The following is a 1,495-nucleotide window of genomic DNA, read 5'->3' on the forward strand; positions in this document are numbered from 1 at the left end:
CCGGTGCCTTGGCCTGCGTGCTGTTGCCGGTGTTGCCGCCGCTGTGGCTGTCTGTTCTGGCGGCCGCCGTGGCGGCGTTGGGCTGGGTGCTGCGCTGGCGCGGGCGCGCGGCGGCTGCGCTGCTGTTCGGCTTGGCCTGGACGTCCTGCCATGGGCATTGGGCATTGCAGGCGCAGCTGCCGGCCGGTGCTGCTGCCCAGGATGTGCTGGTCCGGGGGCAGGTCGTCGACCTGCCGAAGCAAGCGCCTGGATACACCCGGTTCGAATTCCGGGTCGATGCGTCCGATGCGACGCCGATGCTGCGTGGAAAGCGGCTGCAGGTGTTCTGGCACGCGCCCCGGCGCGGGCCGGTCGACGCCGGGGCTGATCAGAGACATCGCCTGCACGCCGGCGCGGACTGGCAGTTGTCGCTGCGCGTGCGGCCGCCACRCTCGCGTATCAATCCAGGGGGCTTCGATGGCGAACGGCATGCGTTGCTGCACGGGCTGGCAGCGAGTGGCAACGTGCGTGATGCCAGCACCACGAGGCAGCTGCGTCCCGCGCACGGCCTGCCCGCTTGGCGCGAGCGCACCAGTGCGGCCATCGCCACGCAGATCGCACACCCCTCGGCACGGTTCATCCAGGCCTTGGCGCTGGGCGATACGCGTGGCCTGTCCGATATCGACTGGGCGCAGCTGCGCGCGCTGGGCCTGACCCACCTGATCGCCATTTCCGGCTTCCATGTCGGTCTGGTGGCGGGCTTCGCCGCATTGCTGTGTTCTGTTCTCTGGCGGTCCTGGCCGGGGCTTGCCGGGTTCTGGCCACGACCACAGGCGGCGGCCTGCGCGGCGGCGGTGGCAGCGGCCGGCTATGCCGTTGTCGCAGGCAGCGAGCTGCCGACTGTGCGCACCGCGTTGATGATCGCGGTGGTGGCCCTGGCACGCGTCGTCCGCCGTCCGGTGACAGTGGCACAGGGCTTGGCGCTGGCCGCGCTGGCGATGTTGCTGCCGGCACCGCTGTCGGTGCTGTCTGCGGGCTTCTGGCTCAGTTTCGGCGGCGTACTGTGGTTGTTGTGGTGCCTGCCGCAGGGGCGGCCGAAGGGGGGCGCCGCGATGCTGCGCGGCGCGCTGGCAGGACAGGGGGTGGCCAGCGTCGCTCTGCTGCCGCTGGCAGTGGCGCTGTTTGGCGGAACCGCGCGGCTGGGGCCGCTGGTGAATCTGCCGGTCATTCCGCTGTGGAGCCTGCTGGTAGTGCCTTTGGCCCTGCTGGGAACCGCTCTGGAGGCCCTGCTTAGTGGGGCAGGGCAGTGGCCTTGGCGCGCGGCAGCCTGGGTGTTCGATGGCAGTTGGCAGCTGATGCAGCCGTTGGCCGAGCACCCGCAGGCGATGTGGTGGCTGGCGCAGGGGCCAGCCTGGGCGGTGCCGGCGGCGTTGCTGGGGGTGTTCTGGTGGTTGTTGCCGCGTGGTGCCGGTGCGGTGCTTGCCGGGTCATTGCTGTGCCTGCCATTGCTGTGGCC

Annotated in this window: 1 protein-coding gene; it reads left to right on the plus strand. The window is 71.0% G+C overall.

Annotated features, from left to right (window positions below):
* On the plus strand, positions 1-1,495 hold a 1,495-nt coding region (locus AB4Y84_RS21500; RefSeq protein WP_442250911.1), incomplete at both ends, for a ComEC/Rec2 family competence protein.

The organism is Stenotrophomonas sp. 2YAF22, assembly GCF_052114665.1.
Taxonomy (GTDB): domain Bacteria; phylum Pseudomonadota; class Gammaproteobacteria; order Xanthomonadales; family Xanthomonadaceae; genus Stenotrophomonas; species Stenotrophomonas indicatrix.